19 protein-coding genes are annotated in these 24,080 nt (G+C 66.6%); 14 read left to right on the forward strand and 5 right to left on the reverse strand.

What is annotated here, in order from left to right:
• Window positions 1-26: 26 nt before the first annotated feature.
• From CV023_RS00920 to manA, 8 genes are all read left to right on the forward strand, one after another.
• Window positions 27-614 (forward strand): DUF5998 family protein, encoded by a 588-nt coding sequence (locus CV023_RS00920; RefSeq protein ID WP_230743593.1) that lies wholly within the window; start codon window positions 27-29, stop codon window positions 612-614.
• Window positions 614-1,801, forward strand: a complete 1,188-nt coding sequence (locus tag CV023_RS00925; protein WP_230743594.1) for an alkaline phosphatase family protein — start codon at window positions 614-616, stop codon at window positions 1,799-1,801. Before CV023_RS00920 ends, CV023_RS00925 begins: the two co-directional genes overlap by 1 nt.
• 44 nt (window positions 1,802-1,845) lie before the next feature.
• On the forward strand, window positions 1,846-3,078 hold the full coding sequence (locus CV023_RS00930) for a 5-(carboxyamino)imidazole ribonucleotide synthase (protein ID WP_442859905.1): 1,233 nt from the start codon (window positions 1,846-1,848) through the stop codon (window positions 3,076-3,078).
• 1 nt (window position 3,079) lies between these two features.
• Entirely contained in the window at window positions 3,080-3,607 is a 528-nt protein-coding gene (gene purE, locus CV023_RS00935) for a 5-(carboxyamino)imidazole ribonucleotide mutase (protein WP_230743596.1), read from the forward strand.
• A gap of 37 nt (window positions 3,608-3,644) precedes the next feature.
• The gene (locus tag CV023_RS00940) at window positions 3,645-4,793 is read left to right on the forward strand and encodes an acyl-CoA dehydrogenase family protein (protein ID WP_284934790.1); all 1,149 of its coding nucleotides are present in this window, start codon (window positions 3,645-3,647) and stop codon (window positions 4,791-4,793) included.
• A 363-nt stretch (window positions 4,794-5,156) separates the two neighbouring features.
• Window positions 5,157-6,677, forward strand: a complete 1,521-nt coding sequence (locus CV023_RS18940; RefSeq protein ID WP_230743598.1) for an LCP family protein — start codon at window positions 5,157-5,159, stop codon at window positions 6,675-6,677.
• Between the two features lie 263 nt (window positions 6,678-6,940).
• The gene (locus CV023_RS00950) at window positions 6,941-9,757 is read left to right on the forward strand and encodes an NlpC/P60 family protein (protein ID WP_230743599.1); all 2,817 of its coding nucleotides are present in this window, start codon (window positions 6,941-6,943) and stop codon (window positions 9,755-9,757) included.
• Window positions 9,758-10,065: 308 nt separating this feature from the next.
• A complete protein-coding gene (gene manA / locus CV023_RS00955; RefSeq protein WP_230743600.1) occupies window positions 10,066-11,385 on the forward strand; it encodes a mannose-6-phosphate isomerase, class I in 1,320 nt (439 codons plus the stop codon).
• Between the two features lie 224 nt (window positions 11,386-11,609).
• Here the strand turns inward: manA and CV023_RS00960 are convergent, their stop codons facing one another.
• The 4 genes from CV023_RS00960 to CV023_RS00975 all read right to left on the reverse strand — a co-directional run bounded on the left by CV023_RS00960 (window position 11,610) and on the right by CV023_RS00975 (window position 14,973).
• Window positions 11,610-12,272, reverse strand: a complete 663-nt coding sequence (locus CV023_RS00960) for a CoA transferase subunit B (protein WP_230743601.1) — start codon at window positions 12,270-12,272, stop codon at window positions 11,610-11,612.
• A gap of 12 nt (window positions 12,273-12,284) precedes the next feature.
• On the reverse strand, window positions 12,285-13,064 hold the full coding sequence (locus tag CV023_RS00965; protein ID WP_230743602.1) for a CoA transferase subunit A: 780 nt from the start codon (window positions 13,062-13,064) through the stop codon (window positions 12,285-12,287).
• Window positions 13,052-13,750: a hypothetical protein gene (locus tag CV023_RS00970; protein ID WP_230743603.1), complete on the reverse strand. Its 699-nt coding sequence runs from the start codon at window positions 13,748-13,750 to the stop codon at window positions 13,052-13,054. The genes CV023_RS00965 and CV023_RS00970 overlap by 13 nt, the downstream gene beginning before the upstream one ends.
• A gap of 95 nt (window positions 13,751-13,845) precedes the next feature.
• On the reverse strand, window positions 13,846-14,973 hold the full coding sequence (locus CV023_RS00975) for a coenzyme F420-0:L-glutamate ligase (protein WP_230743604.1): 1,128 nt from the start codon (window positions 14,971-14,973) through the stop codon (window positions 13,846-13,848).
• 404 nt (window positions 14,974-15,377) lie between these two features.
• On the opposite strand from CV023_RS00975, the gene CV023_RS19080 reads away from it, so the two are divergent.
• The 3 genes from CV023_RS19080 to CV023_RS00990 are packed head-to-tail and all read left to right on the forward strand — an operon-like array spanning window position 15,378 to window position 20,259.
• Window positions 15,378-15,761: a WhiB family transcriptional regulator gene (locus tag CV023_RS19080; protein WP_284934678.1), complete on the forward strand. Its 384-nt coding sequence runs from the start codon at window positions 15,378-15,380 to the stop codon at window positions 15,759-15,761.
• Window positions 15,758-18,805 carry a glycosyl transferase gene (locus tag CV023_RS00985; protein ID WP_230743605.1) on the forward strand — a complete coding sequence of 1,016 codons (3,048 nt, stop codon included), beginning with the start codon at window positions 15,758-15,760 and terminating at the stop codon, window positions 18,803-18,805. Before CV023_RS19080 ends, CV023_RS00985 begins: the two co-directional genes overlap by 4 nt.
• On the forward strand, window positions 18,802-20,259 hold the full coding sequence (locus CV023_RS00990) for a DUF5719 family protein (RefSeq protein WP_230743606.1): 1,458 nt from the start codon (window positions 18,802-18,804) through the stop codon (window positions 20,257-20,259). Before CV023_RS00985 ends, CV023_RS00990 begins: the two co-directional genes overlap by 4 nt.
• Before the next feature lie 16 nt (window positions 20,260-20,275).
• Here CV023_RS00990 and CV023_RS00995 read toward each other — a convergent pair whose 3' ends face one another.
• Window positions 20,276-20,638 carry a metallopeptidase family protein gene (locus CV023_RS00995; protein WP_230743607.1) on the reverse strand — a complete coding sequence of 121 codons (363 nt, stop codon included), beginning with the start codon at window positions 20,636-20,638 and terminating at the stop codon, window positions 20,276-20,278.
• A gap of 88 nt (window positions 20,639-20,726) precedes the next feature.
• Here CV023_RS00995 and CV023_RS01000 point away from each other — a divergent pair, with 88 nt between their 5' ends.
• Genes CV023_RS01000 through ahcY form a run of 3 tightly spaced genes read left to right on the forward strand, consistent with a single transcriptional unit; the run spans window position 20,727 to window position 24,076 of the window.
• Window positions 20,727-21,116, forward strand: a complete 390-nt coding sequence (locus CV023_RS01000) for a DUF3499 domain-containing protein (RefSeq protein ID WP_269067011.1) — start codon at window positions 20,727-20,729, stop codon at window positions 21,114-21,116.
• Complete coding sequence (gene manB, locus CV023_RS01005; protein WP_230743609.1) at window positions 21,113-22,573, forward strand: phosphomannomutase/phosphoglucomutase; 1,461 nt, start codon at window positions 21,113-21,115, stop codon at window positions 22,571-22,573. The genes CV023_RS01000 and manB overlap by 4 nt, the downstream gene beginning before the upstream one ends.
• 42 nt (window positions 22,574-22,615) lie before the next feature.
• The gene (gene ahcY / locus CV023_RS01010; protein ID WP_230743610.1) at window positions 22,616-24,076 is read left to right on the forward strand and encodes an adenosylhomocysteinase; all 1,461 of its coding nucleotides are present in this window, start codon (window positions 22,616-22,618) and stop codon (window positions 24,074-24,076) included.
• Window positions 24,077-24,080 lie beyond the last annotated feature (4 nt).

Consider the following 24,080-nt stretch of genomic DNA (forward strand, 5'->3'; position numbering starts at 1 on the left):
CGGAGGAGTACGGCACAATGGTGGGCATGGCATTACCCGAAGTACTCGTTCACGATCTGCAGTCCGCCGGCTACTACCCGCAGCTCACGCAGGGGATTCTGGCCGACTCCCTCTTCGACGAACCGGTGCTCGCCCATTTCGTCCACATCGACACGCACGTCGACATCGAATCGATCCACCGACACGTCACGGCCTTCGTCCTTACGGAGACCAGGCTGCTGCTGGCCCACGTCGACGACGACCCGAACGCAGCTCCCGGCTCGAAGCCGCGGGCGGTCACGAGCAGCGAGGACATCGAGCTCGAGCGCCTCGGCACCGTGATGGTCGGGCGCACCTTCGCCGACCCTGCCGCCTACCGGCCCGGCGACAAGCCCGTCGAGGTCTCCCTCACCCTCTCCTGGGGAGCTTCGCGGAGGGTCGAGGCCTTCCCGGAGACCTGCGGGGATCCCGACTGCATGGGCGATCACGGCTACGGCGGCTCGATCTTCGCCGAAGACGTCATGCTCCGCGTCTCGGCTGAGGCCGAGGGCCAGCCGGCGGTCGACAGGATGGCCGAATTCGCCGGCCGGCTCCGCTCCGCGGTGTTCCAGGCCCGGCTGCGGTCGCGACGCTGATGGGGGATTCGGGCCCCTCGTCCGCTCCGCGTCCGTCGACATCGAGTCTGCTCGGTCCGCCGGACTATGCGGGACCGATCCTCTCCGATGTGGTGCCGGCGGCGGCAGTCGGCCTCGGAGCCGGAGCCATCTTCGACGACACTGCCCGGGCCAGAGCCGAGAGCCTCGGTCTTGACCGGGAGACGCGGACGGCGATCGTCGTCCTCATCGACGGACTCGGCGAGCAGCAGCTGCGTCAGTACAGCGGCTACACGCCCTTCTTCCGGTCGCTGGCCGCGACCCGTCGGACCCTGTCGACAGGGTTTCCCTCGACGACGGCGAACTCTCTGTCCTCCCTGGCCACCGGTCGCCTGCCCGGCGCCCACGGCGTCGTCGGCTATCGGGTCCTCGACCCGTCCAAGGACGCCGTGTTCAACCAGCTGACCTGGGATCTCGATGTGGATCCGGTGGCGTGGGTGCCCGATGCGACCCTGTTCGAACGTCTGTCCGAGACCGGCGTGGACGTCGTCAGTCTGGGGGAGTCGAAGTTCGCCGGGAGGGGACTGAACCGGGCCTCGCTGCGCGGCGGTCGCTTCCGGGCCTCGAAGACGCTCGAGGAGCGCTGTGCCCAGGCCGTCGCCGAGGCGAAGTCTCCGGGCCGCAGACTCGTCTACCTCTACTGGGGCAATCTCGACAAGACCGGTCACGTGCACGGCTCGAACTCGGCGGCCTGGACCGAGGAGCTCGAACACGTCGACCTCGCACTCTCACGTCTGGCCGGTGACCTGCCGTCCGATGCGACGATGATCGTCACCGCCGACCACGGAATGGTCGACATCGATCACGAGCTGCGCCTCGACGTCGCCGAGGAGCCGAGACTTCGCGCGGGCGTGCGGCACATCGGCGGGGAGCCCCGCGCACTCCATGTCTATGCCGAATCCGGGGCCGCCGCCGATGTCGGCGCCGCCTGGTCCGAGATCATCGGCCGAAGGGCACTCGTGCTCTCCCGCGCCGAGGCGATCGGCCGCGGCTACTTCGGCCCGGTGGCCGAGCACGTGCGCGAGCGCATCGGTGACTTCCTCGTCATCTGCCAGGACGAATTCGCGATCGTCGACTCGCAGAACGAATCGGCCTCGGCGCTCGCGCTCATCGGCCACCACGGCTCGACGACGGCCCGCGAACTGGAGATCCCTCTCCTCGCGGTCTGACACTCTGCGGACGCTGTCAGGCCGTGTCCGCAGTGGCGGATAGTATGGTGGGCGTGACTTTTCCACGTATCGGTGTCATTGGCGGAGGTCAATTGGCACGCATGCTCGCCCCCGCCGCAGAGGCCCTGGGCGTTCGGTTCTCTGTCCTCGCCGAAACCGCGGACGCTCCGGCCACTCAGGTCATCAGCGAGGTGACGGTCGGTGACTACACCGACTATCCGACGCTCAAGGCGTTCGCCGAGACCGTCGACGTCATCACCTTCGACCATGAGCACGTCCCGCCGGAGCACCTCGAGGCGCTCGCCGCGGCGGGTCACGCCGTGCGTCCTGGACCGCAGGCGCTGATCTTCGCTCAGGACAAGATCCGCATGCGCGCCAAGATGGACGAGCTGGGACTGCCGAACCCGGCCTGGGCCGAGATCACGTCGGCCGCCGATGCCGAGGCCTTCGGCCGTCGCGTCGGCTACCCCTACATCCTCAAGACCCCGCGCGGCGGCTACGACGGCAAGGGCGTGCGCGTGATCGAGAGCCTCGAGCAGGCGACCACCTGGCTCGACGAGGTCGGCCAGCTCCTCGCCGAGGAGAAGGTCGACTTCACCCGTGAGCTCGCCGTCATGGTCGGGCGGTCCCCGATGGGCCAGACCGCCGTCTGGCCGGTCGTCGAGACCTGGCAGCAGAACGGCGTCTGCAAGGAGGCTGTCGCCCCGGCCCCCGGACTCGCCGACGAGAAGGCACAGGAGATCACCGAGGCGATCCTCAAGGTCGCCGGCGCCCTCGAGGTGACCGGGGTGATGGCGATGGAGATGTTCGAGACCGCCGAGGGCTTCCTCATCAACGAATTCGCCATGCGTCCTCACAACACCGGGCACTGGACCCAGGACGGGTCGGTGACCAGTCAGTTCGAACAGCACCTGCGTGCCGTCCTCGACCTGCCGCTCGGCAGCCCCGCGGCCCGGGACAAGGTGTCCGTGATGGTCAACATCCTCGGCGCCGACCATAAGGACCTCTACCAGCCCTACCTGCACGTGATGGCCCACGATCCGGCGATCAAGGTCCACCTCTACGGCAAGGGCGTGCGCCCCGGCCGGAAGGTCGGTCACGTCAACGCCTACGGCCGGGATCGGGACCTCGTCCTTGCCCGGGCCCGTCACGCCGCTGACTTCATTGCCGGGGTCGATCCGGATCCGCACCCGCAGATGCCGCGTCCGGGCGACCTCGATGCCGAGGGCGGCGAGCGACACGATCCCGACACCGACGTTTCCGAGGAAAGGGCCTGAGATGACCGCTGCAGAAGAGACTGCCACCACCGCCTCGGCGCCGGTCGGCATCGTCATGGGATCGGACTCGGACTGGCCGACCATGCAGGCCGCCGCCGAGGCGCTCACGGACCTAGGCATCGACTCCACCGCGGAGGTCGTCTCCGCTCACCGGATGCCAGAGGACATGGTCGAGTGGGCGAAGACCGCGGCCGACCGCGGACTGCGCGTGATCATCGCCGGAGCCGGGGGAGCGGCGCACCTGCCGGGAATGATCGCCTCGATGACCTCGCTGCCCGTCATCGGTGTGCCGGTTGCGCTCAAGCACCTCGAGGGAATGGACTCGCTGCTCTCGATCGTGCAGATGCCCGGCGGCGTTCCCGTCGCCACGGTCTCGATCGGCGGGGCGAAGAACGCCGGTCTGCTCGCGGCTCGGATCCTCGGGGCCGGGACGGACGCCGAGGCGGCCGGAATCCGAGGACGTCTCGACGAGTATCGGAGCGAGCTTCGGCAAGTCGCTCTCGACAAAGGGCGCGCCTTGCGGCGATAATAGAGCAACTTATCGATCGATCAGTTATAGGAGAATGATGTTCGACCTCTACCAGCCCAGCGAAGAGCACGAAGAGATCCGCGCCGCCGTGCGCAACGTCGTCGAGAAGAAGATCACCCCCTTCGCCGCTGAGGTCGACGCCGACGCCCGCTATCCGCAGGAGGCCCACGACGCTCTGATCGAGACGGACTTCTTCGCCGCGCACATCCCCGAGGAGCACGGCGGCATGGGAGCCGACGCCCTGGCGGTGGCCATCATCATCGAAGAGGTCGCACGCGGATGCGCCTCGTCCTCGCTCATCCCCGCTGTCAACAAGCTCGGCAGTCTGCCGGTCCAGCTCGGCGGCAGCGAAGAGATCAAGGCCAAATACTTCCCGCAGGTGGCCCGCGGTGAGGCTGCGTTCTCCTACGGCCTCTCCGAGCGCGAGGCCGGATCCGATACCGCGTCGATGAAGACCCGAGCGGTCCGCGACGGAGACGATTGGATCCTCAACGGGGTCAAGACCTGGATCACGAACGCCGGCGTCTCCGAGTACTACACGGTCATGGCCGTCACCGACCCCGAGGGCGCACGCGGGCGCAACATCTCGGCCTTCGTCGTCGAGAAGTCCGATGAGGGCTTCACCTTCGGAGAGAAGGAGCGCAAGCTCGGAATCAAGGGCTCGCCCACCCGCGAACTCCTCTTCGACAATGTCCGGCTGCCCGGGGACCGGATCGTGGGAGACCCCGGAGAGGGGCTCAAGATCGCCCTGCGGACGCTTGACCACACGCGTGTGACCATCGCCGCCCAGGCCGTCGGCATCGCCCAGGGCGCACTCGACTACGCGCTCGGCTATGTCAAGGAACGTCAGCAGTTCGGCAAGTCCATCGCCGAGAACCAGGCGATCCAGTTCATGCTCGCCGACATGGGAATGAAGCTCGAGGCCGCCCGCCAGCTGACCTACACCGCTGCGGCCAAGAGCGAACGCGGAGACGACGACCTGACCTACTTCGGCGCCGCGGCGAAGGCCTTCGCCTCCGATGCAGCCATGGAGATCACCACCGACGCGGTGCAGCTGCTCGGCGGTGCCGGCTACGTCTCCGACCACCCGGTCGAGCGGATGATGCGCGATGCCAAGATCACCCAGATCTACGAGGGCACGAACCAGATCCAGCGCATGGTGATGGGCCGCAAGCTCATCGCCTGAATCGCACAGGCGCAGACTACGGCGGCCCGGACGCTTCTCTCGAAGCGGCCGGGCCGCCGCTCTGCGCTGCGTCTGCGGCCGGTGCCGGTCGACTCCGGCGCCGACTCACTCCGCTTCGGCGCGGTCGCGGCGGCGGACTCAGGCTCGGCGCGACTGCAGATTCTGTCTCGGTCGGGTGTGGGAAGGAACACAGGCACTCATGCGACATGCGCGGTGCGGATGTGCCGCAATCGGGGACTCGCACGCGACACAATGGATGAACACAGTGGACTCTGACGAAGATTTGGCACAGTGGTCTCTGTGACCGTGGTTCCGGGAGTCCCGCGTGACCGGATCAGCAGTGAGAGAGACAGAGGAGAGTCGGTGGCCGAAACGAGATATGTCGACCCCATTCGGCATCCGTCGTACGCGTCACAGCCGACTCGCGATGTGCGAGCCTGGCTGCTCCTCGTCGTCACCGTCCTCATCCCCGGCGGAGTGCAGCTGCTGTTCCGCCGGCGGCGCTGGGCGCAGATCTCACTGTCGATCACCGCGATCAGCTGGGCCCTTGCGATCATCGCCATCGTCGCGGTTCTCATCAACCGCAGCTTCGCCTTCACGATCGGCACGAATCCCTTCATCCTCACATTCCTCACGATCTGGATCCCGGTCGTCGCGATCAACTGGGTCGTGTGCCTCTTCGATTCGCTGCGCCGAATCAGGCTCGTCACCATCTCGCAGAAGGTCCGCAGACGCTTCGTCGCCGCCTTCTGCGCCCTGCTGCTCATCGTCGTCGGCCCCCTCGCATGGGGAACGACGATGCTCAATTCCCAGCGCGGTCTGATGAGCGACCTCTTCGCCTCCGGAAAGGCGGCGAAACCCGTCGACGGTCGCTACAACATCCTGCTGCTCGGCTCCGACGCCGGCAAGGGACGCACGGGCATCCGGCCGGACTCGATGTCCCTGGTCTCGATCGATGCGAAGACCGGCAAGTCGGTGATCGTCGGCCTCCCACGCAATATGCAGAACGTGCCCTTCCCCGAGGACTCGCCGCTGCACAAGCACTACCCACAGGGCTACAACTGCGGCAACGAGTGCCTGCTCAACGCCGTGTTCCAGCAGGGCGAACAGCACAAGGACGAATTCGAGGACCCGAAGACCGCGGGGGAGCAGGCGACGATGGATGCCGCCTCGGCGATCACCGGCCTCGAGGTCCAGTACTACGCGATGGTCAACCTCAAAGGCTTCGAGAAGCTCATCGACGCCCTCGGCGGGATCAACCTGGTCTCGGGCAAGCGAGTGCCGATCTCATCGAAGGTCGACCCCACCACCGGCCAGCACGGCCCGGTCAAGGGCTGGATCGAACCGGGTGAGCAGAAGCTCGACGGGTTCCATGCCCTGTGGTTCGCCCGCTCGCGCGAGTTCTCCAGCGACTACGAGCGGATGGTCCGGCAGCGCTGTGTGCAGACGGCGATGGTCAAACAGCTCGACCCCGCCACCGTGCTGACGAAGTACCAGGCGATCGCCAAGGCGACCCCGGGTGCCGTGTCGACGGACATTCCCTCGTCCGAGGTCGACTCGTTCGTCGATCTGGCACTCAAGACCAAATCACAGAAGATCGAGTCACTCGATCTGACTCCGCCGGAGGTGACCCCGTCGAACCCCGACTTCGATGTGGCACATCAGCTGGTTGCGGATAAGATCGAAGAAGCATCCCAGGACTCTGAGAAGGACAAGGATGCTCTGTCGGCTCCCGGCGGAACGCTTTCGGTTTCTGCCGGAGTCGATGCGGGGATCGGTTCGGCCTCCGAATCCGAGCCGCAGCTGTTGGCGCAGGGCGCCGGCGACGGCGGTGCTGACAAGGGCGAAGACTCCGATGACAAGTCGATCTGCTACGTCCCCTGAGGCGTGAGCCACACGCCCTGACGGGCGCGATTATGTCCCTCGATGGGCGGATGAGCGGAACCGAAGAAAAACTTTCGTTCGGTGTGTCCCCTGCCATTGCTGGGAACCACACCGGTGTAATTAGATTCTTTTGTTATTTGGCTAGTCTGACACGCCGAAAATGTGTAACAATTTTGAGATGTTGGGGTTGCCCACCGTTCTGCCAACGGTGAAGCCGACCTCGAGGCCTGAACTTCCCTGTCTTCCTCGAAAAGGCTGTAACGATGAAACACATATTGCCCACTGTCGCGGGCTGCGCAGCTGTCGCACTCGTCGGCACCTTAGCGGTCACGACGCCGACTGCCTTCGCGGCATCCTCGACGCCTGATGTGTCCAAAGAGGCGCTGAGCGTCAGCAAGGAGGGACTCAACGTCCCCGGCGCACGCGATTCCAGTGATTCCACTGCCACCGCCGCCAACCAGAGCGCGACGAGCAACCTGCCGAACATCTTCAAGTCGCAGACCGCTCTCGCCTCGACCCAAGTGCCCTCCACCGTCAATGTCAGCGCGGACGCTTCGGCCGCAGCCGGCACGGTCAATCCCGTGTCTGCGAGCCTGTCCGGCACCGACGACGAGGACGAAGCGGTTCCCTCCGAAGGCTCCGCGCCTGCCGAATCTCCGGCCGGCGAGAGCGAGAAGAAGGACACCGAATCCAAGGATTCCGAGGACTCGAAGTCGGATGACTCCGAATCCGGTGATGACGAGTCGAAGGATGAGAAGTCCGACGACTCCGATGACATCTCCGGCTCCGTGCGTCAGAAGACCGAAGACGGCGTAAATATCGCGCTGATCTCCGATGTGCTCGACGTCCCTTCGAAGAACCCGAGCCTGATCGGCTTCACCTTCTCCGAGTCGAAGTCCAACATCCGCATCCAGGTCCGTATCAAGCAGGACTCCGGATGGGGAAGCTGGGACACCCTCGACGAGGAGCAGCAGGAGGAAGCCACCAACGAGGGCTCCGAGCCGATGACGGTCAACAACGCCACCAGCGTCCAGATGCGCATCCTCGGTGACAAGGCGCCCAGCGACGCCGAGCTCGTGCTCGTCGATCCGAAGCGCGATGCCGGCGATGCTCAAGCCGTGGCCGAGAACGCCCCCGTCGACCTCAGTCAGCAGACCGCAGGCGACGGCGCTGAGACCGGTGAGACCGAAGAGCAGTCGACCGGCACCGAGGCGGCAACCGCGGAGAACGTGGATGCCACCGGTGCGGCGACCGTGAGCAGCCAGAACTACGTCCCCGGCTCGGCAGATGTGTCGACCGTGGCGAAGAGCAAGAAGGTGCCGAAGCCGAAGATCGGTTCGCGCAAGTCCTGGGGTGCGAAGTCCTACAAGGGCAGCCCCGACTACGCGAGCGGAATCAAGCAGGCCGTCGTCCACCACACCTCGGGCTCCAACAGCTACTCCGCCGAAGACGTGCCCTCGATCATCCGCGGCATCCAGTCCTACCACCAGTCCGGTCGCGGCTGGTCGGACATCGGATACAACGTCGTCGCCGACAAGTACGGCCGCCTCTGGCAGGCCCGTGCCGGCGACCTCGAGAAGGCCGTGATCGGTGCACACGTGCAGGGACACAACACCGGCACCTTCGGCATCTCGGTGCTGGGAACCTACAACAGCTCCGCACCGCCGAAGAAGACCCGCGACGCTGTGGCAGCAGCCATAGCCTGGAAGTTCTCGCTCAACGGCATCAGCTCGGCCACGAAGTCGACCCTGGTCGGCCACCGCGACCTGGGCAACACAGACTGCCCCGGCGACGCATTCTATGCGAAGCTCGGCGAGGTCCGTTCGACCGTCAACTCGATCCTGAAGTCGGGCAACCTGCCCGATGACAAGTCGGATGACGGCAAGGGTGCTGAGAAGCCCAAGCCGAAGACCGCCATCGAGAAGTACGCCGAGAAGAACAAGCTCGGCAAGGCGACCGGCAAGGAATTCGATGTCAAAGGCATCTCGGGCGCCAAAGGTCAGAAGTTCGAAAAGGGTGTCGTGTACTGGTCCAAGAAGACCGGTGCCTACCACCTGGCCGGAGCCATCGGCTCCTCGTACAAGGGTGACGTCGTCACCCAGTTGGGGCTGCCCACCTCTCAGGAGAAGGGCGGCCTCAAGGGAGGTGGCGCGTACCAGAAGTTCGCCAAGGGAGAGATCCACTGGTCGAAGGCGACGGGCGCGCACCTCACCACGGGGACGCTGAAGAAGTACTGGTCCGACAAGGGCAAGGAGAAGGGCCACCTCGGCTATCCCAAGTCCAACCCCGTCTACAAGGACGGTCGAGGCGAGCAGCTCTTCCAGGGCGCTCGACTCGTCTGGGCCGAAGGCTACGGAACCACCGAGTTCTCGCCCACGGGCAAGATCACCGGCGGAGTCGTCGACAACAACCCGGGTGGCTCGGACGATTCCGTGACTCCGCCAGGAGACAGCGCCTCGGATGGCGGATCGGCTGCAGACTCCGGGGAAGGTGCTGCAGACGACAAGAACTCCGATGGTGATGACAAGTCGAAAGACGAAGACAAGTCCAAGGACGACGATAAGTCTAAGGACGACGACAAGTCGAAGGACGAGGACAAGTCCAAGGACGAGGACAAGTCCAAGGACGAGGACAAGAAGGACGACAAGTCCAAAGACGATAAGTCCAAGGACGATAAGTCCAAAGACGACAAGAAGGACAAGCCGAGCAAGGAAGAGAAGATCCAGGCTCAGCGCAACGCCATCGTCAAGGAGGCGAAGTCCCACCTCGGCGTGAAGTACGTCTGGGGCGGCACCTCTCCGACGAAGGGCTGGGACTGCTCGGGCTACACGCAGTACGTCTACGGCAATAACGGCATCAAGCTGCCCCGCACGACCAGCCAGCAGCGTTATGCGGGCAAGGAGATCTCGATCAAGGATGCCAAGCCCGGCGACATGATCTGGATCCCCGGTCACATCGGAATCATCTCCGAGACCAAGGGCCAGATGTACGATGCGGGTTCGACCCGGACGAACACGTCGAAGCGCAGCTACAGCTGGATGCTCAGCCGCGGCGCCAAGGTCATCCGCGTCGTCGGCTGACACGACAGTCGGCTGAGACCAGCCGAACGAGATCAGCAGCACCGGTCTCACTGAGGAAGTCACGCAGTGCCCCGAGGGCGGTCCCGCAGCAGGGACTCACCTCGGGGCATTGTCGTGTTTCCCCTCGACCTTTCCTCCGGACAACCTCAAGGTCTGCATATCTGTCCAGGTGACAAGCGGTGAACACTCTGTGACTTGGTCTGAACAGTTGGTGAAGACGGCACCAGCGGCGCTGCAGACGCGCTACCGTTGAACAGCACACGAAATCGTGTGCCGATCCGTCAAGTCCAACCGAGGGGGTCTGCCCAGTGCGCCGATTGCAGAACACGGTCAAGAACTTCGACTGGGGCAGCCCGGACGCCATTCCTGCGATTCTGGGAACTGTGCCCGACGGCACTCCCTGCGCGGAACTGTGGTTGGGCGCGCACCCTCTCAGCCCCTCACGTCTTGATCTCGGTGAGGCACAGGCTCAGTCGGAGAACCGAGCGTACGGCCACGCCGAGGGATCCTCCGGTGCCGTGAAGACGAAATCCGAGACCGGCAGCCGCCGCGGCCCCAACCTCATCGAATTCCTCGCCGGCGACCCTGAGGGTCTCCTCGGCCACGACTCCGTGCGCGCCTTCGGTGCGCGCCTGCCGTTCCTGCTCAAGGTGCTTTCGGCGCAGAAGGCCCTGTCGATCCAGGTGCACCCGAATTCCGAACAGGCCGCCGCCGGATTCGCCCGTGAAGAGTCTGCGGGCCCCGACCTCGATGCGCCGAACCGCAACTACAAGGACCCCTCGGCCAAACCGGAGCTCATCTACGCGCTCACCGACTTCCACGCACTCACCGGCTTCCGCCCCCGCAAGGCGGTGCGAGCGACCTTCGAGCGGATGCTGTCCCAGCCGCTGACGCCCGGTTCGCTCGATTTCCTCGGAGAGTTGATCGCGGCGCTGAAGTCGCTGAGCGAGACCAAGGCGCTCTCCCGTGTGGTCGAACTCGTCCTCGGCGATCCCCGTGCGATCGGACTCCTCGACGAGGTCGCCGAACACGGCATCGATGAGCTGCCCGAAGGCCACATCAGCCGTCTCGGCTCGACGGTCGACCCGGCCCAGACCTTCTGCGAACTCCACGAGGACTATCCGGGGGATCCCGGCGTGCTGGTCGGCCTCATGCTCAATCGCGTCCATCTGCAGCCGGGGGAGGCCCTGGCGATGGAGGCGGGCGTGATGCACGCCTACCTCTTCGGCACCGGCATCGAGGTCATGGCCTCGAGCGACAACGTCCTCCGCGGCGGGCTGACCGGCAAGCACGTCGACATCCCCGAACTCCGCCGGATCGCGAAGTTCACCTCGAGCTCACCGCGGATGGTCGAACCCGACCGTGACGGCGTTTTGGTCGGTTCCACCGAGGACTTCGCCCTGCAGGCACTGCGGTGCCCGCGTCTGAAGACACTCGAGCGCCGAGGGGCGAGCATCGTGCTGTGCACCTCGGGGACCATCACCCTGACCTCGCTCGGCTCCTCGGTCACGCTCGAGCGCGGTGAGAGCGTGTTCATCGCCGCCAACGAGCCGACGGTGACCGCCGACGGTCACGGCGACCTGTTCCTGGCCACGACCGGACTGGACCAGGCCCTGGCCTTCGCCTGAAGAGAGTCGTCACCGAGGTCGTCGTCACCTCTCCGGCCGGTCCGCCCACCGCGGAGCGATCAGCTCATTTCGTCCGCCCATGTCTCGTGCGCGGGCCACACCCAGGTACCGTATTGAAGCCGCGGGCCGCACACGGGTTCGCGCGTCCCGTGATGGCCTCGACGGCATGAGAAGACCCGCGGGGCGCCGCGCAGTGATGCGCAGCGCCCCGCGGGCGTGTGAACTCAGGCGGCGACGTCGATGGTCGGCACTTCGGAGGGGACGACCACCTCGGCGCCGGTCTTCTCCTTGACCTCGTCGACGGTGACGCCGGGGGCGAGCTCCACGAGGGTGAAGGAGTCTCCGGTGACGTCGAGGACCGCGATGTCGGTGATGATGCGGCTGACCACGCGCTCTCCGGTCAGGGGCAGGTCGCAGCTGTTCAGCAGCTTGTGCGAGCCGTCCTTGGCGACGTGGTCCATGATGACGATGACGCGCTTGGCGCCGTGGACGAGATCCATCGCCCCGCCCATGCCCTTGACCATCTTGCCGGGGATCATCCAGTTCGCGATGTCGCCGTTCGTGGCGACCTGCATCGCGCCGAGGATCGCTGCATCGACCTTGCCGCCGCGGATCATGCCGAAGCTCGCGGCCGAATCGAAGTAGGAGGCACCGGGGAGCATCGTGACGATCTCCTTGCCAGCGTTGATGAGATCGGGGTCGATCTCGTCCTCGGTCGGGTAGGGTCCGACTCCGAGCAGGCCGTTCTCGGACTGGAGCACGAGGTCGACACCTTCGGGCAGGAAGTTCGGCACCAGGGTGGGCATGCCGATGCCGAGGTTGACGTAGCTGCCGTCTTCGAGCTCCTGGGCAGCGCGAGCGGCCATCTGATTTCTTGTCAATGACATAACTGGCTCTCCTCAGGCGTTCGTGGATTCGCGGACGGTGCGCTTCTCGATGGGCTTGTCGGCCACCTGCTCCGCCGTCAGCGGGACGACACGGTGGACGAAGATGCCCGGGACGTGGACGTCGTCGGGATCGATCTCACCGGGTTCGACGAGCTTCTCGACCTCAGCGATGGTGATCCGCGCCGACTGCGCCGCGGGAGGGTTGAAGTTCCTGGCCGAGGAATGGAACACGAGGTTGCCGTGGCGGTCGCCGACGGCGGCGCGGACCAGCGCATAGTCGGGAGCCAGGGACTTCTCGAGGACGTATTCCCTCTCTTCACCGAAGGTGTCGAAGACCTTCGTCTCCTTCGCCGGGGATTCCTTGACGACATTGCCGTTTGAGTCGTACTTCCACGGCATGCCGCCCTCGGCGACCTGGGTGCCCGCACCGGTGATCGTGTAGAAGGCCGGGATTCCGGCGCCGCCGGCCCGCAGCTTCTCCGCCAGCGTTCCCTGCGGGGTCAGCTCGACCTCGAGCTCACCGGAGAGGTACTGGCGGGCGAATTCCTTGTTCTCACCGACATAGGAGGCGATGATGCGGCGCAGCCGATGATCGGCGAGCAGGATCCCGAGGCCGCGTCCGTCGACGCCGGCATTGTTCGAGATGACCTCGAGCTCCTTGGCTCCCTGGTCCTGGATCGCTCTGATCAGGAACTCGGGAACTCCGACCACACCGAATCCGCCCACGGCGATCGATGAACCATCTGCAATATCGGCGACCGCCTCGGCGGGGGTTTCAACTACTTTGTCCATGCGCCCAGTCTGCCATGGACGTCTCCGAGCTGATCGGAGAGGTCCGCTATTCGGCCCTCGTCGATGCCTGTGGCCAGGAGGATCTCACCCCCGCCGAGGAGGTGGCGCAGGAATCGCGGCCACTCGTCCGCACGTGGGGTCGAGTTCGACACCAGCAGGCCCTCCGGCCTGCCCGAGCCGGTGCCGGGATCGGTGGGGTCCCCGGCCCAGTCGATCGTCCTGCCGTCGACGATGAGGCTGCCGGTGGCCGCCAGGCGACGCGGAGTCTGATCGGGATAGGCGCGGATGGCCGAGTTGACGTCGATGTAGTCGTCGTCGACGGGCGTGCTCAGGGACAGTGCCGGAGGGTTGTAGACGAAGATCTCCTCGGCATCGGACAGAGACTCATCAGACTCGGTGCCGAAGGGAACGAGGGCGTGATGGTCCTCCTCGGGCCGATCGCCGAGAACGACGCGGCCCTCGGCGAGGAGAACGCTGAGTATGCCGACGACCTCGCGCCAATGCAGCCCGTTCGGCGTCGGTACCCAGAGGGTGAAGTCGGGGCCGAGGTCGTAGTCGCCGAAGAGGCCCACGCCCTTGTTCACCCAGTTCGCGACCACCGGGCCGGTGAGGTCGAGGCTGTCATAGTCGGGTCCGCGCCACAGCAGGACGGGTCCGCCGGTGCGGGAGATGGTGCTCAGGTCCAAGGTGGGTCTTCTTCCGTGGTGGTCGGGTCACCGGTCAGCGAAGTTCTCCGGTGCCGGTCAGCGAGAGGTGGTCAGGATGACGGTCGGAGTGCCGGTCAGGGAACGATGAGGGTGATATCGAGGGTGACTCCTCGGGGGAAGGCTCCGAGCTCGCCGTCGACCCACTGGTAGTTCGTCGTGGCGCTGAGGTCTTCGGCGAAGAGTGCTGTGTGGAGGCGTTCGACGAGCGAACCGAGTCCGACCATCGCCTCCAGCAGCGGGGGACCGCCGGACTGCGCAGTGGCGGGGGAGTCCGACGGGCTCATCGTGATCCGTGAACCCGAGCCTTCGATGCGCATCCGCCAGGCGGCATGGCCGGGAGTGCGGGACTGGCCGGCCCGGACGACGCGGATCGCCCGCGACACCTTCTCGAGGATGTCGTCGCCGTTGTCACCGGCGGCGGCCCGACCGGGCAGCTCGGGAACCCCGAGCCCGCGATGGATGGCCTCGACATGGCCGTAGCGGAACCAATCCTCGCCGAGCTCACGGGAGAGCGCCTTCGCCCCGTCCCCGCCGTTGTCGAGATATCCGCCGGCACCGCGGACCAGGGCCATCGGCAGACCGCGGGAGGAGCCCTTGACGATGTCGGCGGCCGAGGCGATCTCATCGGCGATCGCGCGAACGGTCACCGACTGCACCCGGCCGTCGTCATCGGGTCTGCCACGCTGATCGTCGAGCCCGGAGAATCCGGACAGGCCGAGAGCGATGTCGGAGACCCCGATCCGCCAGGGGCGGGAGCTGGTGTCGGAGATGATGAGGCCGATGCGCACCGAGAACGAGGCCTCGACGCGCTGGCGCAGCACGGCGGCCGAATGATCGCAGTCATGGGGGTGGAGGACGACGGCGCCGCCCGAATTCGACTGATCGAGGCCGGCCGCGGCCTGGACCGTGCCGGCCTGGGTCCGCACGATCTGGACCGTGGTGCCCGAGCCGTAGGTCCGCTCTGCGACGAGATGCGTCGACGAGTTCGCCACGAGCTCCTCGAACTCGGCACGATCGTCGACGGTGCGCAGCCGACCGTCGGCCTTGGACACGACCTTCGAGGCGATGACGAGGATGTCGCCGTCCTTGAGGTCGATGCGATTGCGTCGCAGTGAGTTGATGAGGATCGCCGCGAGGTCGCTGCCGGGTTCGATGTCTTCGTCGACCGGGGGAGCGTAGACGGTGAGCAGGCGGTCATTCATGGGCGGCCCGCGGTGATTCGACTCTCATGTCTCCATAATCCCATCGACGGGGAATCTTTTCGAAATTCTTCGGATCTGGTCAGGGAAACACCATAGGTTGTGGCGGCACTCCAGGGCGGTCGCTATATATGGGGTTACCGGCGCGTGTGTATGTGAAAGTGTGTTCTATTAGCCTGTCCGGCGGTCCTCCAATACTCCATCAGGGCTTGACGGAGCGGTAATGACACACGTGTAATTTATACCTAAAGGGGAACGCGCCGGGCACGAATCCTCGGATTCGACCGTACACCACGCCGATCTCGTCGGCAGGGCGTCGGAGCCGCTCAAGCGTGAGAAAGGGGAACACCGTGCAAAGCGCACAGAGAAAATGGCAGGAGCGAGACGATCTCTCCTCCGCGCCGGGAGTGACAGCCCGTAGCGCCGAAGACTGGTTCATCGAACCAGGTGCTCGCACACCGGACACACTGCCCGATCCATTGGCGGTCGATCCGAACGATCTGACCCCGCTGCCCACGGACAACTCCGCGGTCTCGCCGCTCTCGCTTCTGCTGGGAGCCTCCGAGGACGGAGAGCTGTCGTGGCAGGACCAGGCGCTCTGCGCACAGACCGACCCGGAGGCGTTCTTCCCCGAGAAGGGCGGATCGACCCGCGAGGCCAAGCGTGTCTGCGCCTCCTGCGATGTGCGCTCGGAATGCCTCGAATACGCACTCGCCAATGACGAGCGCTTCGGCATCTGGGGTGGGATGTCCGAACGCGAACGTCGACGACTCAAGAAAAGGGTCGTGTGAGACCTGCCGTCACCGCCGTCGTCATCTCAGGTGACGACAGCAGCACGACAGAGCTGGAAGCGGCTCTGAGCGCAACATACCCCGAGATCCCCGTCGTGGATCTCGGGGGTCTTGCCGTCAGGGACGCGCTCGAGCTCTCGGCCGTCTCCGAATCCGAGTTCCTCTGGTTCCTCACTCCCGATTCGGATCCGGCAGCGGACTGCCTCGACGAACTCCTCGACGCCATCGGCTCCACCGCCTCAGTTGCCGCGGTCGGCCCGAAGATCATGCACGCCTCACGCATCGTCTCGGCCGGGGTCACCACCACCTCGGCGGGAGCCAGGGTCAACCCCGTCGGACGCGGAGAGATCGACCAGGGCCAGCGTGACGGACAGACGGAGACGCTCGGCCTCGACATGCCCGGCATGCTCATCGCCACCGCCGAACTCGAGCGGATCGGGGCCCCGTCCCGAGTCCTCGGCCCCGCCTACCGTGGGATCGAATTCTCGCGGCGCCTGCGCGACCTCGGCAAACGAGTCGTCCTGGCCCCGCGAGCCGAACTCAGCGTCTCCGAGTCCACAGCCGCCCAGCTGGGATCGTCTCCGCTGCCCCCGATCTCGAAATTCCAGATCCGCACCGAACAGCGCTACCGGCTCAGCCTCGCCCGGCCCGGATTCCTCGGACTGTTCTGCCTCCTCGCCCTCACCCAGCTGAAGAACACGCTGGCCGGCCTGCTGGGCAACAACGTCCGCTCCGCCGGTTGGTACCTCTCGGCCTTCTTCGGCCTGGCCGCAGATGCTTCCACGACCGCGCCGCTGCGCCGCGCGAACTCCCGGCGCAATCGCCTGGCCAAACGCAGCAGCACCTCCCATGTGGCCGCCCTCTACGCGGACCCTGACGAACTCGCCGTGCAGCGGCGAAGCATGAACGCCGACGAATCGGCCGCAGCCGCCGAGGTGCCCACCGGCGGACCGAACGACGAAGCCGAACTCAACCCCGTCGGCGACACCGAGGAGGCGATCGACTCCTTCTCCCGGCTCGAGGTCACCGGCGGTGCGAGCCTCGTCCGCCACCCCCTGACCTACCTCGTGATCCTGGCCGCGGCACTGAGCGGATTCGTCTCCTTCCGCCTCTTCGGCCCCGGCCACCTCACCGGCGGCGGGCTCGGCTCCACCGATGTCGGTCTCGGCGAACTCTTCGCCCGACTGCTCGGCCAGCACCTCGACATCTCCACGGGCGCGGCGGTACCGGCCGACCCCTACCAGCTCGTCCTCGGGATCCTCGCCCTGCCGTTCTTCGGCCATGTCGACATCATGGCCAGATGCCTCATCCTCCTCGCCCCGCTCCTCGCGGTCATCGCCGCCTATCTCGCGGCCGGCGCAATCGCCCGGCGCCGATGGGTGCGCGGCTTCGCCGCCCTGCTGTGGATCGCGGCACCCACCTTCATCACCGCGCTCAGTGGCGGCCGCCTCGGCGTGGTCTTCGTCTGGATCGGCGCACCACTGCTGGTCATCGCCCTGCGCAGGAGCCTGCGCACCGGCTCGATCGCCGCCTCCGCCGCCGCAGGGCTGCTGCTGTTCCTGCTCATCGCCGGTGTGCCGATGATGCTCGTCATCGCGGTCCTCGGCACCGCGGCCCTGCTCATCACGGCTCGGGGGCTTCGCCACCTGTGGCTGCTCGCACCCACGCTGTTCCTGTCCTGGCCATGGCTGTGGGCGCTGCTCTTCCACCCGGGTGCCCTGTTCACGATGCCCGGGCAGACTCTCGCACCGGCCCAGGCCCCGAGTTATCTGCTCGCCGTCGGATTCCCCGAACCGCTCGATCTGACGTGGTTGGCGAAGCTGCTGGCGGCGCTCGGCGTCGACGGAGTCGCCCCCGGCGTCCTCGGCCTCTGGGCCCCGCTCATCGTCCTGCCGATGCTCATCCTCGCGTTCTTCACCCTCATCGAGGCGCGCCTGGATCTCACCCGGCTGATGTGGGCCGTGGGACTCTACCTCGGCGGTCTGATCCTCGCCGTCGTCCAGGTCCACGTCCCCGCCCAGACCGGACCCTTCCAGCTCATCGGCTCCTATCCTGCGGCGGGCCTGACCCTGGTCAGCCTCGGCTCGATCATGCTGCTGACCCTCGGCGCCGAGCGCACCGCCGCGAGCACCTCGACCGCCGGCAGGCTGCCGATGCGCGGCCTCGCCGGACTCGTCGCCCTCGCCGCGATCGGACTCATCGTCCTCGGCGCGGGACGGAGCACCACCTCGGCGGACATCGTCGAACCGCAGGAGCACGGCATCGTCCCCGCCCTCGCCGCCGACCGGGCCGCCGGAGACACGCAGGCACGCACCCTGCGCCTGGACAACGTCGACGGCGAGGTGCTGGCCACGCTCATCTCCTCCGCCGACGGCACGGTCATCGGCAATTCGACGATCGACTCCGCCGAGGCGGTCGGAGGCTGGCCGTGGGAGCGGCGTCCGCTGCCGATCGGACCGGACCAGACCCTCGTCGCACAGGCCGCCTCGGCGCTGTCGGCCGACGATGCCGGGGACGTGCGCGAGCTCCTCGGCCGCCTCGGGGTCGACTTCGTCCTCGTTGATTCTTCCGCCGGTGATCTGCAGAATTCCGTCTCCGCCGCCGAAGGCCTCGTCCAGGTGGGACCCACCGAGTCCGGCGGCCTGTGGCAGGTCGACACCGACTACAGCGGACGGTTCCTCGTCCGCGAACCCGACGGCACGCTGAGCACCGCACCGAAGCACGGCAGCACCGTCGAGGTGGCGCCCGGCGAAGACGGTCGCACCCTCATCGTCGCCGACGCCTCGGACGCGATCACCGCACGCATCGGCGGAGCCGAACTGCCGTCACCCTCGGAGCCCAGCGAAGAGTGGACCTCCGAGTTCACCCTGCCGAGTTCCGGTGGCGAGGTCGAACTGACCTCCGGTTCGCCCCTGTACGCACCCGGGGTGATCCTCGGCTGGATGCTCGGACTGCTCACCGTGATCGTGGCCATCCCGTTCGGCTCCCAACGCCGAAGCGTCAGGAAGCCGACGGCGAAACTCTCCGCGGAGGCGAAAGCATGAGACATCTGCGCAGCATCGTGACCTTCGCGGCGATCGCCGTCCCCGGCGTGCTCGTGGCCACCACCTCGTTCCTCACCCCGCTCACGCCCGGCACACTCGACCGCAGCCCGGAACAGGTGCGGATGCCCACGGCCGACACCCGGGTGATCTGCCCCGGCCCCCTGCTCACCGACGAGGAGGCCGAAGGCACCGACGCGGAGTTCGTCGACGACTCGAACGTGTCGACCCGAGTGGTCTCGGCCTCGGCCCCGATCAGCGCCGCCGACGGTTCCTTCTCCGCCGCGCGACTGCAGGTCGCCGACCTCGGCGGAGACGCGAACTTCGACAACCCCAGTTCTCCGGGCTTCGTCTCCGGCGACGACACGATCGATGCGACGAAGCTGATCACCGGCTTCGCCCGGCCCGGCGCCCCGGCGCTGACCACGGGACTCGAGACCGTCGAGGGCACCTCCGGAGACCTCACGGGACTGGCGACGCTGACCTGCGCCGAGGCGGCGAGCAGCTTCCGGATCCTGGCCGGATCCGGGGCGACGGGTTCGAACTCCCAGCTGCTGCTGAGCAACCCGGGCGACGCGCCCGTGCAGGCCGAGGTGGCCGTGATGACCCCGCGGGGTCAGGAATCCGAGCCGACCGAGCTGAGCATCAAACCCGGTGCGCAGCGCGCTGTGCGTTTGGCCGGTCTGGCCGCCGGTGCCGAAGCCCTGGCCGTCGACGTCACCGTCGATGGGGGAGTCGTTGCAGGGTCGGTGCAGGAGAGCGTCCTCGACGGACTGACTCCGCAGGGCATCGACCTCGCCGCCGCCGGAGCCGATGCGAATCGTCAGCAGGTCGTCACCGGACTCGACGGCAAGGACGCGAAGCTGCGCGTGGCCAATCCCGGCGACGACCTCGCCGAGGTGTCGCTCAAGGCCTATGGTCCCGACGGTGAGATCGACATCCCCCGCTCCTCCATGACCGTCGTTGCCCGCGGTGTCGCCGAGGCCGACCTCGGCGATCTCGACGCGACCAGCGTCGTCCTCGACTCCCCGAGCCCGATCCAGGCCAGTGCCACGGTCGGCAAGGACGGACAGAAGGGTGCGGGCGACTTCGGCCGCATCTCCGCCACCGACACACTCGCCGAGTCCCAGATCATGGCGCTGCCGAGAACCGGCACGGGAACGCTCTACCTCTCACCGGGTCAGGGGCAGGTGCAGATCCAGGGAATGCTCGACGACGGTTCGCTGACGGACCCGCAGTCATTCGATCTCAACCCGACCGGCACCACCGAACTCAGCCCCGCAGAGATCTCTCCCGAGGCAGTGCGGGCACTGGTCATCAAGGGCCAGAACGCCTCGGGCTCGCAGGCCGACGGCGTCCACGCGAGCCTGCTCGTGACCACCGAGGACGGCATCTCCGCCGTCGAACCCGCTCCGGCACCGGCCGGTGTGGCCTACCGGGACGTCCGACTGGGCTGAGCGTCCTCGGGTCGGGTCAGGTCCGACGGAGGATGTCGACCTGGTCGGAGACCACCTCGGCGATGAGCGAATCCCGCTGATCGGGGGTGCTGTGAGACTCGATCACGCGCCGATAGAGGACGATATGGGTCTGCCGCCCGGCGGTCGCCGGGAACACCCGACCGAAGGCCGGTTCCACGGAACTCGGCGGTGGGACGGCATCGATGGCCAGCACCACCTCGGCGAGGAGGGAGGGTTCTCGAGAGCGGAGAGCGGCGAATTCCTCCGCCGCGACCTTGGCGAAGCTGTCGGATCGCCGCATCCGTGCGGGCACATCGGCCATGAACAGCGGGGAGCGCAGACCACGGCCGTGCCGGTCCCGATGGCGCCTGGTTCTCATGGGACATCATTCTAGACTCAGACCGGCCGGGGCTGGCCGGATCGAGCGGGTTCGGCGTGTAGAGTATTGGACTGTGTCAGCCGTGAGAATGTGTTCGAAAGTAAGCTGCTCGCGCAGTGCCGCCGCCACCATGACGTACGTGCACGCTGATGCGACCGTCGTCATCGGGCCACTGGCCAGGCGAGCCGAGCCCGGGGCCCATGATCTATGTGCCGAGCATGCGACGAAGCTCACCCCTCCCGTCGACTGGCAGCTGATCCGCATCGACTCGGGCCAGGCTCCGCCGGAGCGCACCCGCGATGATCTGCTGGCCATCGCCGACGCCGTCAGGGAAGCCGCAGGTCGCGGCACAGGGGGCGCCGACGACAATGCCCCCTCCCGGTCCTCAGGCACCTCAGGCGAACGCGGCCCCACCAGCGGTGACGGATCCGTGCCCGGACGCAAGCACGGCCACCTGCGCATCATCGGCGACTCATGAGCGCATCCGAGGCGGCGACGCCGAGCCGGGACCTGCGAGCCCGGCGGACGGAGGCACTGGAGGCCGCCGTGGGCGCCTACGACATCCGCGGGCGGATCCCCGACCAGCTCGATGAGGACATTCTGTTCTGCCTCGGCTGGGCGAGTGCGCAGGCGATGTCGGAGATCCATTCGAACACCGAGGTGGTCATCGGCCACGATATGCGCCCGAGCTCGGCCGCCTTCGCCGATTCCTTCGCCCGCGGGGTCGAAGCAGCCGGATCCCAGGCGATCGCCCTCGGACTGTGCTCGACCGACCAGCTCTACTTCGCCTCCGGCATCTTCGAGATCCCCGGCGCGATGATCACCGCTAGCCACAACCCCGCCGACTACAACGGCATCAAGATCTGCGGGCCGCGCGCCGGGGGAGTCAGCCTCGCTTCGGGGCTCGGGCGGATCCGGGACCTGGCGCCCGAGGCTCCCGAATCCTCGGGCGACCCGGTCGCGAACGACGACGAAGCCGCCGCTCAGATGCGTCGGCGCTATGTCGAACGGATCCGCGAGCTCACCCATGTCGACACCGTGCGCGAGCTGAAGATCGTCGTCGACTGCGGCAACGGGATGGCCGGCAGACTCCTCGGCGAGGTCTTCGGCACCGATGCCGGCTTCGCCGCGGTGCCCTTCGAAGTCATCGGCCTGTTCACCGAACTCGACGGCACCTTCCCCAATCATGAGGCGAACCCGCTCAAGCCCGAGAACCTCCTCGACGTCTCCCGCGCCGTCGTCGACCACGGCGCCGACCTGGGGTTGGCCTTCGACGGAGATGCCGATCGCTGCTTCTTCATCGACGAGACCGGGGCGACCATGTCCGCCTCGGCGGTCGGAGCACTCGTGGCAGAGCGCGAGATCGCCCGGGCGAAGCGGGCCGGTGACGAATCGCCCGCGGTCATCCACAACCTCATCACCTCACGCAGTGTGGCCGCCACGATCGCTGCGGCGGGCGGCCGTGCCCTGCGCTCGAAGGTCGGGCACTCGGGAATCAAGACGATGATGGTCGAAACGGGTGCGGTCTTCGCCTGTGAGCACTCCGCGCACTTCTACTTCGACGAGTTCTACTGTGCGGATTCGGGAATGCTCGCCGCCTGCCACCTCATCGCTGCACTCTCGGGAACCGGATCTCCGGCCTCGCGCCTCGTCGCCGACTACGACCTCTACGTCCAATCCGGAGAGATCAACTTCACCGTGGCCGACCCCGACCGCGTGCTGGCCGAATTCGCCGCTCATGCCGGTGACTTTCCGGAGAACACCGTCGAGGATCTCGACGGCATCGGACTCCAAGGCGCGGACTGGTGGATCAACCTGCGCAAGTCGAACACCGAACCCCTGGTGCGGCTGAATATCGAGGCCGCCGATGCCGAACAGGTGAAGTCGATGACGGCGCAGGTCAGCGAGTTCGTCCAGTCCCGGGCGAACAAATAGACTCGAATCAGTTCCGACGATTTCCGTTCTCATGGAGGTACCGTGCCAGTTTTCACCGATTTCAAGGTCGCCGATCTGAGCCTGGCCGAAGCCGGACGACATCAGATCCGATTGGCCGAGCGGGAGATGCCCGGCCTCATGGCCCTGCGTGAGGAATATGCGGGCCTGCGTCCTCTGGCCGGTGCCAGGATCGCCGGCAGCCTGCACATGACGGTGCAGACGGCGGTGCTCATCGAAACGCTCACTGCGCTTGGCGCCGAGGTCCGCTGGGCCAGCTGCAACATCTTCTCGACCCAGGATGAAGCCGCGGCCGCCGTCGTCGTCGGTTCCGGCACTCCCGATGCTCCCGCCGGAGTTCCCGTCTTCGCTTGGAAGGGCGAGACGCTCGAGGAGTACTGGTGGGCCGCGGACAAGATCTTCGACTTCGCCGAGGGCGCCAACCTCATCCTCGATGACGGCGGCGACGCCACGATGTACGTGCTCGAAGGAGCGCGGGCCGAGGCCGCCGGGGGAGCACCGGTAGCGGGGGAGGACGATCCCGAGGAGTACAAGGTCTTCCTCACCCAGGTGCAGAAGGCGATCGATTCCTCACCCGGTCGCTTCGCCCGGCTGGCCGAGAGCATCAGGGGAGTCAGCGAGGAGACGACGACCGGAGTCAACCGGCTCTACCGTCTCGCCGCCGAGGGCAATTTGCCCTTCCCCGCCATCAACGTCAACGATTCGGTGACGAAGTCGAAGTTCGACAACCGCTACGGCATCCGCCATTCCCTGCCCGACGGACTCAACCGCGCCACCGATGTGCTCATCGGCGGCAAGATCGCCGTGGTGATCGGCTACGGCGACGTGGGCAAGGGTGCGGCCGAGGCGCTGCGCGGACAGGGCGCACGCGTCATCGTCACCGAGATCGACCCGATCTGCGCGCTGCAGGCGACGATGGACGGCTACCAGGTCGAGCTCCTCGAGACCGTCGCCCCGCAGGCCGACATCATCATCACCACGACCGGGAACACCCGAGTCGTCGGCGTCGACGTGCTCACCAGCCTCAAACCCGGAGCGATCATCGGCAACGTCGGACACTTCGACGATGAGATCGACCTCGCCGGTCTGGCGAAGCTGCCCGGTGTGGATAAGATCGAGATCAAGCCGCAGGTCCACGAATGGTCAGTGCCCGTTCCCGCCGAGCGCGGACTCGGCCGGGAGACCACGGACTTCCTCGTCCTCTCCGAGGGGCGCCTGCTCAACCTCGGCAATGCGACGGGCCATCCCTCGTTCGTGATGAGTGCGTCGTTCAGCAACCAGGTGCTTGCGCAGATCGAACTCTGGACCCACCACGACGACTACGACAACGGTGTGCACCGCCTGGCCAAGGAACTCGACGAGAAGGTCGCCCGGCTCCATCTGCCCGCCCTCGGCGCGAAGCTCTCGGAGCTGTCGAAGGACCAGGCCGAGTACATCGGCGTCGACGTGGCCGGACCGTACAAGCCCGAGCACTACCGGTACTGATCGC

Source organism: Brevibacterium sp. CCUG 69071 (assembly GCF_021023135.1).
In the GTDB taxonomy this organism is placed as follows: Bacteria; Actinomycetota; Actinomycetes; order Actinomycetales; family Brevibacteriaceae; genus Brevibacterium.